Consider the following 8,707-nt stretch of genomic DNA (forward strand, 5'->3'; position numbering starts at 1 on the left):
CCAACAAGTGACCCGCTTGCTCTTTGTAAGCCAAACTCCTCACCTACGCCAATACTTAGTACAGGTTTATAAACAGGTTAGTCCGGCTACGTTACAGCAATTGCGAACGGGTGTACCCATTCAGATTTCCGGGGCTTTGCACTATATAACGACACCCTGTGAAGTAGAAATTGTGGAGAAGCCGGAGGGACTGTTCGAAAGTGGCTGGTCGTATCCTGACGATCGCCCCCATACGTGGTTACTAATTTCGTTGACGGAGGGAAAATTTCGTCAAATCCGGAAGATGCTAAAAGCCGTGCGGCACCATTGTCAGCGACTCATTCGGGTAGCCATTGAAGACCTGAGCCTGGGGGATTTACAGCCGGGTCAGGTACGGGAAATTCCCGAAGCCGAATTTTTTGCTAAGCTCAAGATCCCTTATCCTAAGTGATGGAACAAAAAAAAGGAGCGGCTTTCACCGCTCCTTTCTGTATGCTTTACCGTTTATTCTTCGGTAATCGTTTCTGGCTTTTTCGCCGTAATGGTCAGTGTTTCACTAGTTCCATCGTGGTCAGCCAGCAGGATATCTCCTTCGGCTAAATCGCCTTTCAGGATTTCTTCCGCTACGGGATCTTCCAGATAACGCTGGATGGCCCGGTTTAGCGGACGAGCACCGTACTGCGGATCGTAACCTTTCTTGGCGAGAAAGTCCTTAGCAGCTTCCGTCAGCTCAACGCGGTATCCCAGCGTGGTAATACGAGCGAAGAGTTTGCCTAACATCAGTTCAATGATCCGGTGCAGGTGTTCGCGTTCGAGTGAGTTAAACACAATCACATCATCCAGACGGTTCAGGAACTCCGGTGAGAACGCTTTACGCAAGGCATTCTGAATCGTGCTTTTCACAGCTTCATCCTGACCCTCTACCCGCGTTTTGGTGGCGAAACCGATACCCGTACCGAAGTCTTTCAGATCACGAGCTCCGATATTCGAAGTCATGATAATGATCGTATTCCGGAAGTCAACCCGACGACCCAAACCATCCGTCAGAATACCGTCATCCAATACCTGAAGCAGAATGTTGAATACATCCGGGTGAGCTTTTTCGATCTCGTCAAGTAGTACAACGGAGTAGGGTTTGCGACGAATTTTCTCCGTCAACTGACCGCCTTCTTCGTAACCTACGTATCCTGGAGGAGCTCCTACCAGACGGCTTACGCTGAATTTCTCCATGTACTCCGACATATCGATCCGAACGAGCGAATCTTCTTTATCGAATAAATGAGAGGCCAGTACTTTCGCTAGCTCCGTCTTACCTACACCCGTTGGGCCCAGGAAGATAAAGGAACCGATTGGTTTCTTCGGATCTTTCAAACCTACTCGCGTACGCTGAATCGCTTTCGCCAGCTTTTCAATGGCTGATTCCTGACCAATTACTTTACCTTTCAGGTCTTCCGCCAGCGTCAGCAGTTTTTTACCTTCATCCGTCGAAACGCTGCGTACCGGAATACCCGTCATCATCGCTACTACTTCGGCTACGTTATCTTCCGTAACCGTGTAGCGACGCGTCTTGGTATCTTCTTCCCAGCGTTGTTTGGCCCGGTCGAGTTGTTCGAGTAATTTTTTCTCCCGATCCCGCAGTTGAGCCGCTTCTTCGTATTTCTGCGATTTCACGACTTGGTTTTTCTGCTTTTTGACTTCTTCAACGGCTTCTTCCAGTTGAATGATGTCTTCGGGTACTGAAATATTATTGATGTGTACACGAGCTCCTACTTCGTCCAATACATCAATAGCTTTATCGGGCAGGAAACGATCGGAAATATAACGTTCCGACAACTTCACAGCAGCTTCTAAAGCTTCCGGTGTGTAATTTACGTGGTGGTGTTCCTCGTATTTATCTTTGATATTATTAAGAATCTCAACCGTTTCTTCAATGCTCGTAGCATCTACCATTACCATCTGGAAACGACGGGCCAAGGCACCATCTTTCTCGATGTACTGACGATACTCGTCCAGCGTAGTAGCACCAATGCATTGAATATCACCGCGAGCCAAAGCGGGTTTAAACATGTTAGAGGCGTCCAGCGAACCAGAAGCTCCACCCGCTCCCACGATGGTGTGAATCTCATCAATGAAGAGAATGACCTCGGGCGATTTTTCCAGCTCGTTCATTACGGCCTTCATCCGTTCTTCGAACTGACCACGGTATTTAGTACCAGCGACCAAAGAAGCTAGATCAAGGGTCACAACGCGTTTGCCAAATAACACCCGGCTTACTTTCTTCTGAACAATTCGAAGGGCCAGACCTTCAGCAATAGCCGTTTTACCTACGCCAGGTTCACCGATCAAAATCGGGTTATTCTTTTTACGACGAGAGAGAATCTGAGCAACCCGCTCAATCTCTTTCTCACGACCCACAATGGGATCGAGTTTGCCTAATTCGGCCAGCTTGGTAAGGTCACGGCCAAAATTATCCAGTACAGGCGTACGAGATTTTTCTGCACCAGGCTTACCGGACTCACTACGAGGGCTGGAACCGAACATGCGGCTGTCTTCATCATTGTCGTCCGTATCCGGGCCAGCATTGATATTCGGGTTCGATTGATATTCCAGCATTTCCTTAACGATTTCGTAGTTAACGTTAAACTTATGGAGTATCTGAGTCGCAATGTTGTCCTCATCCCGAAGGATCGCCAACAGTACGTGTTCAGTGCCAATCAACTGGGTCTTGAAGACTTTTGCCTCCAAATGGGTCATTTTAAGAACTTTCTCGGACTGACGAGTCAAAGGAATATTGGCCATGTTCCGAACGCTGTGCGTTGCCGTACCCTTGGTAGCTTGCTCGATGGTCATTCGTAACTCATCGAGGTTGATACTTAACTTTTTCAACAGGGCCACGGCTACGCCTTCGCCTTCACGAATCATACCCAAAAGCAAATGCTCTGTCCCGATGTAATCATGCCCAAGTCGCAGAGCTTCTTCTCTACTCAGGGAGATGACTTCCTTCACGCGGTTTGAAAATTTTGCTTCCATACTTAAGGTTTAGCGTGTTTCTATTAACCGGCTAACGCCGGAAGAACAGCTATTGTTCAATTTAGGATCAGAATCTCTACTAAAATTATCGGGAATTATACGTCCAGCGAAGACTCAAAGGGTGTATAGTTTGTTGAAGCTTTCAGAATGCTCAAGGCTTCATTTCCCTGACAAAATAATAAATCAAGAATACTAAGGTTAGGAAAAAACTGTTCCCCAAAATTTTGTCGGTACGCAATTGGTTTATAGAACGGTCGCTTCTGGTAACTTATTTTAGGAGAAATCAGGCCTCTAGCATCAAAAACTTCATTTCTATAGGTTTTCTCATACTGGCTGGTATAGTCAAAATTGGCTTTCAACCGTAACAGATCCCGACAAACTGTCAGCATATCCAGATTAAGATCGAACAAAAAGTCAGGTTTTCGTTCGTATACCTGCTTAAAACGTTCCTCGAAGTATTCAAAGAAAGGCGTTTTCCGATACGCTGACTCGATAGCACCCCAGTGTCGTTTCACCCAAGGTTGTCGGTAATCAATCCGAATATCTCGAATGAGCGTCTTCTGCTGGCTTCTCCCATCAAGCACGGGTACTACTAGTGTATCGATACCCTGACTGGTCAGAATTTGACAGCGATTTCGGAAAGTCTGCTTTTGAAAATGCTCATGGCTTTCAAGCAGGATCGTGTCAAAAGATGCTCCACACGTCCAAAATTCTAAACCCGGTAAATACTGTAATTCTATAACTAAACGCTTACTTTCCGACATTTGTACTTAAGAATCTCTTTTTTAAAGAAAAGGAAAAAATATCAAGTATCAAATTATTTTTTAATTTTTGTAGTTAGATAGTTGATACGCATATTTTTTTGAATCTATTGATTGCATAAATGGTATTTTTCCAAGTCATATCTCGCTTACCCCTCACCGTACTGTATTGGTTTTCTGATTTCTTATTTGTACTGATTTACTACGTTTTCGGTTACCGGAAACAGGTAGTATTAGGAAACTTAGCGGCGGCATTTCCCGAGAAATCAGAGGCTGAACGACAGGCTATTGCTAAAAAGTTCTTTCGTAACTTCTGTGATCTGATGGTGGAAACGCTAAAGTCCCTGACCATCTCACGGCAGTCGATCGCCCGTCGAATGAAATTAGAAAATTCCGAGGTTCTGCATAATCTTATTGGTCAGAAAAAGACGGTATTTGTCATGCTAGGTCACCAGATGAACTGGGAGTGGATTTCGCTGAGTATTGCGAACGATGGTATTCCGGCCGACGTCATCTATAAGCCGCTTTCGAACTCATTCTTTGAGCATTTTATGCTGGCAATCCGTTCTCGTTTTGGCATCAAGCCCGTCTCGATGCATACAATTTTACGGGATATGATTACGCGGAAGAACGAACCACGAGTCATCGGCACCTTAGCAGATCAAGCTCCGCACCATCCCGATTCAGCCTACTGGTCGACCTTCTTTCACCAGGAAACCGACTTTTTTACGGGTACCGAAAAATTGGCCCGTAAGTTCAATACCCCCGTGCTCTTCGGAAAAATCAGAAAAATCAAACGGGGCCATTACAGCTTTCACCTGGAACTGGTTGCCGAGCCTTCTTCCTACAAAGAGATCGAGCCTGGCCTGTTGACTGAACATTACGTTCGCTGGCTGGAAACTATGTTACGAGAACAACCCGAACTCTGGCTCTGGTCGCACAAACGCTGGAAACACAAACGCGAAACGCACCCGACCGAAGACGAAATGGTACTGGCTTAGCCTAAACAAAAAGGGGACTGAATTGAATTCAGTCCCCTTTTTGTTGTTGAATCTTCTATTCTCTATTCCCACTCCCCTAACCCTTGACGAATCACTTCGAAATCGTTATCCGTAGCATCCAGGATCGTAGAAGGGATCAGTCCACCCGGACCACCATCAATAACCAGATCAACCTTGTGCTGAAACTGGTGGAAAATTTCTTCAGGGTCCGTCGGATACTCCATGAAATCATCGTCGGATTTGATGGAAGTGGTCACAATAGGATGCCCCAGTTGACTAACAATTTCCCGAGTAATGGCGTGATCGGGAATCCGGATACCAATCGTTTTTTTCCGAGGATTCAGCGTTCGCGGTAGCTGCGTATTGGCCGTCAGTACAAATGTATACGGACCCGGTAGTACTTTCTTCATCGTTTTGAAGGCCACATCCGAAACCTTGGCGTAATCGGAAATATGACTCAAGTCATTACAAATGATGGAGAAGTCGCTCTTTTCGAGCTTAATCCCTTTGACCTGAGCAATCCGCTCGATGGTACGGGCATTGTGAATATCGCCTCCCATACCATACACGGTATCAGTGGGGTAGATAACAATGCCACCCTGGCGAAGTACTTCCAGTACCCGGGCAATTTTACGGGGCTCGGGGTTTATGGGATGAATAGACAGAAATTCAGCAGGCATATGGATTCGGGATAAAAGGCTTCCGTACTTATCGCCGTAATTTCTGATAGGTTCGGTACACCTGATAAAACGGAATTTTTAATTGACAAGCCCAGGCAATCGCTTGCAAGGACGAAGGCAACGGTTTGAATTTTCGGTATAGGGCGGCGTACTGAGCTCCCAGTGCATAATGTTCCAGGAAAAAACATTGCCGAAGGCCATTTCGCAACCGAATGAGCAGAGCCGTAATTTCCTCTGGCGTTTGGACCAGAACGGCGGCTTTTTCGCACACTTTCCAGGTGGATTCCATCTGCTGCGTACGTCGAAGTTGCTGCTGTTTCGAATGCGAACCTTTCACCTGCCGATACTTTACCCAGCATTCATCGTTAAAGCCGTATTTCCAGCGGCGGGACGCTCGTACCAGAAAATCAAAATCTTCATACAGAAGACTTTCGTCGTAACCGTCCAAAGCCTCGTACACCGACCGACGCGTCATGGCCGTTACTGTCAAAATGGGCGTGCCAGCCAATACGGCCGCAAATACATCTCCGGAAGGAACGGGCTGTAGTCGCTTTCCTTGAGCATTACGTTTATACCAAGTCCCTAGTTTCTTTCCCGTTTCACTAATCAGCACGGCATCGCCAAAAATGGCCCCGTATTCCTCCGAAAGCGTTTCAAAATAAGCCACTTGCTTGGCAATCGTATCGGGGAAAAGTAGATCATCCGCTGCCAAATCTACAATGTATTTACCTTTCGCCTGAGCCAACCCACGATTGAAACTCTGGCATACGCCTTGGTTATCACAGTTTTGAATAAACTTGTCCTGGGGCCGTAACAGGCTTTCGATAATGGCTACGCTGCGGTCTTTACTGAAATCATCGACAACGATCAACTCTAGGGCAGGGTATGTCTGGACAAACACCGATTGCAGGCATTCAGCTACGAAACGCTCGTGGTTGTAACTCAGACAAATGATCGAAACTAAGGGCTCCTGCTTCATCCCCATGGTAACAGTTATTCTTTCTATTCCTGCTTGTATTCTTTTTCTTGCTGCTTGGAAGCATCGTCCAGACTCTGGTTTATCTCAAAGCCCAGAATCAGTACCAGAGCTACCAGATACAGCCAAATCATCAAAGCCACCAGCGTACCCACCGCTCCGTACAGCCGGTTGTAGCTGGCAAAGTTCGAGAGATAGTACGAAAAGCCCTGCGTAATCAGAATGATTAACAGCGAAGCCGTAACCGAACCCGCATTGAAAAATCGCCAGCGTTTATGTAAAGCCGGAGCAATGTAGTAAATAATAGAAACGGCCATAAACAAGACCACAAAAACGGTCAGGTAACTAATGCCTTCGACGAATGAATACGTGGAATCAACATTGATTAAACGACGCTCAACCAAAATATCCACCACAATTCGTCCAACAACGAGTACCCCAACGGCCACCAATAGTACGACTGCCAGCAGCACGGTCAGTAAGATGGATATAAGCCGGGTTTTAATAAATCCCCGTTCATCGTGCGTCCGCTGAGCGATGTTAAAGGCTCGCATCAGAGCAATCATTCCATTGGTCGCCGAAAACATCGCAAACACAAAACCAAAGGACAGTACGCCGCTCCGTTTTCGACTCACAATATCTTCAATGGTAGGCAATACTTCTTTGTAGATTCCCCGCGGCATGGCATCGGCAAGAAAAGTCATAATCTGATCATCGAGACCTTCAATGGGTATATAGGGAATCAGCGTAAACAGAAAAATAATCGCCGGAAAAAGAGCCAGGGTAAAACTATAGGCCACTGCCGTAGCCCGCTGGTCAATGTCAAACTGCAGGACATTGGCAAAGAGTACCCGAAGCAAGTGATACAAAGAAAAGCTTCTTCGCCGGATGCGTACATTTCTTAAAAAGGTCTGTACGCGTTGAAGGGGCTTATGTTTACGGGAAAATTTCGCCATTGCTGTTGCTTAATACACACGTGAGGTGGGTTGAAAAAAGTGAACAGGCTTCTGGTTACCTTATTCTTTGAGAAAGTACGGCTGTAGTTTACCCAACAAGGCACTAGGGGCCATGATCGGTCGGTTGGTTTCACGGTTGATGAATACCAGTGTTACCTCTCCCGTATTTAAAAGAACGTTCGATTCATTAAACAACTCAAAATGGAAGACGATTCGGGCGGCGGGTAACTGCTGAATACGCGTTTGAATGGTGAGTAGTTCGTCGTAACGGGCCGGTTTTAAATACCTCGTTTTCATCTCATAAACGGGCATCATCACACCCGACTCTTCCAAAACCTTATAGGCAAAACCTAAACTACGCAACGCTTCCACGCGACCAATTTCATAAAGCCGGGCGTAGTTGCCGTAATACATATACCCCATCTGGTCCGTATCGGCGTAACAGACCCGGTACGTGTGCTCATGCTGAAAAGCCATTCGCTGTATAATTAAATACGGGCGGATCATTCATTGAAGAATCACCCGCCCGTAGGATACTTGGTTTATTTTTTGATTCCTAACTGGTTCAACGCTTCCTGGTACAGTTTGGCATTGCGTAGGTGTTCTTCGTAGGTAACCGCAAAAATGTGGTAGCCATTTAATTTCGGACTCGCACAGAAATATAGGTAATCGTGCTTTTCCCGGTTCAGTACGGCATCGATCGACGAAGGCTCAGGGAGGTTGATCGGCCCCGGTGGCAAACCCGTATTGATGTAAGTATTGTACGGAGACTTGTACAACAATTGATTGTGCAGAAGTCGCTTAATTCCAAAATCCCCGATGGCGTAAATAACGGTCGGATCAGCCCGCAGCGGCTCCGATACCGCTAGCCGATTCAGGTACACACCCGCCACGCGTGGCTTTTCGTCCTTCTTTTTGGTTTCTGCTTCCACGATACTCGCCAGCGTAATCACTTCTACGGGAGATAAACCTACCGCTTTGGCTTTAGCTTTTCGGTCATCCGTCCAGAATTTGTCATACTCCGACTTCATCCGACCCATCAGTTTCTGCGGTGTCGTATTCCAGTACACTTCGTACGTATTAGGCAAAAACATGCAGAGAATGGTTTCGGGTTTAAATCCGTAGAACTGGCAAACGGCTGGATCATTCAGCATCCGCTTGAATTCCGTCGAGTCAAACTCAAATTTATTACCAATTTTTTCAACCAGATCTTGCTTCAGGCGGACGTTATTAAAGGTCAGTTTTACAGCCGCCTGATTGCCCGAACGTAAGGCTTTAATCACTTCGTAATTGCCCGTATTCGGTTTGATTCTATAACGACCCG

8 protein-coding genes and 1 pseudogene are annotated in these 8,707 nt (G+C 46.4%); 2 read left to right on the plus strand and 7 right to left on the minus strand.

Features of this window, described 5'->3' with window-relative positions; translation table 11 throughout:
• Nucleotides 1–430, plus strand: a pseudogene (locus ACOJTG_RS06350) (pseudouridine synthase); the annotation flags it as partial.
• A 53-nt stretch (nucleotides 431–483) separates the two neighbouring features.
• Here ACOJTG_RS06350 and ACOJTG_RS06355 read toward each other — a convergent pair.
• Together ACOJTG_RS06355 and ACOJTG_RS06360 are read right to left on the minus strand one after the other, a co-directional pair.
• Nucleotides 484–3,009 (minus strand): ATP-dependent Clp protease ATP-binding subunit, encoded by a 2,526-nt coding sequence (locus ACOJTG_RS06355; protein WP_104711039.1) that lies wholly within the window; start codon nucleotides 3,007–3,009, stop codon nucleotides 484–486.
• 95 nt (nucleotides 3,010–3,104) lie between these two features.
• Nucleotides 3,105–3,773 (minus strand): WbqC family protein, encoded by a 669-nt coding sequence (locus ACOJTG_RS06360; protein ID WP_420153041.1) that lies wholly within the window; start codon nucleotides 3,771–3,773, stop codon nucleotides 3,105–3,107.
• A gap of 119 nt (nucleotides 3,774–3,892) precedes the next feature.
• Here ACOJTG_RS06360 and ACOJTG_RS06365 point away from each other — a divergent pair, with 119 nt between their 5' ends.
• The gene (locus ACOJTG_RS06365; protein ID WP_420153042.1) at nucleotides 3,893–4,771 is read left to right on the plus strand and encodes a lysophospholipid acyltransferase family protein; all 879 of its coding nucleotides are present in this window, start codon (nucleotides 3,893–3,895) and stop codon (nucleotides 4,769–4,771) included.
• Nucleotides 4,772–4,833: 62 nt separating this feature from the next.
• Here the strand turns inward: ACOJTG_RS06365 and ACOJTG_RS06370 are convergent, their stop codons facing one another.
• The 5 genes from ACOJTG_RS06370 to mltG all read right to left on the minus strand — a co-directional run.
• Entirely contained in the window at nucleotides 4,834–5,451 is a 618-nt protein-coding gene (locus ACOJTG_RS06370) for an L-threonylcarbamoyladenylate synthase (protein WP_420153043.1), read from the minus strand.
• 28 nt (nucleotides 5,452–5,479) lie between these two features.
• Nucleotides 5,480–6,430, minus strand: coding sequence for a glycosyltransferase (locus tag ACOJTG_RS06375; RefSeq protein ID WP_420153044.1), 951 nt, complete (start codon nucleotides 6,428–6,430; stop codon nucleotides 5,480–5,482).
• Between the two features lie 23 nt (nucleotides 6,431–6,453).
• Nucleotides 6,454–7,383: a YihY/virulence factor BrkB family protein gene (locus tag ACOJTG_RS06380; RefSeq protein ID WP_420153045.1), complete on the minus strand. Its 930-nt coding sequence runs from the start codon at nucleotides 7,381–7,383 to the stop codon at nucleotides 6,454–6,456.
• 60 nt (nucleotides 7,384–7,443) lie between these two features.
• Nucleotides 7,444–7,860, minus strand: coding sequence for an acyl-CoA thioesterase (locus ACOJTG_RS06385; RefSeq protein WP_420153046.1), 417 nt, complete (start codon nucleotides 7,858–7,860; stop codon nucleotides 7,444–7,446).
• Nucleotides 7,861–7,925: 65 nt separating this feature from the next.
• Nucleotides 7,926–8,707, minus strand: a 782-nt coding sequence (mltG, locus tag ACOJTG_RS06390) for an endolytic transglycosylase MltG (protein WP_420153047.1), incomplete at its 5' end; no start/stop codon positions are given.

Source organism: Siphonobacter sp. (assembly GCF_048595215.1).
GTDB lineage: Bacteria > Bacteroidota > Bacteroidia > Cytophagales > Spirosomataceae > Siphonobacter.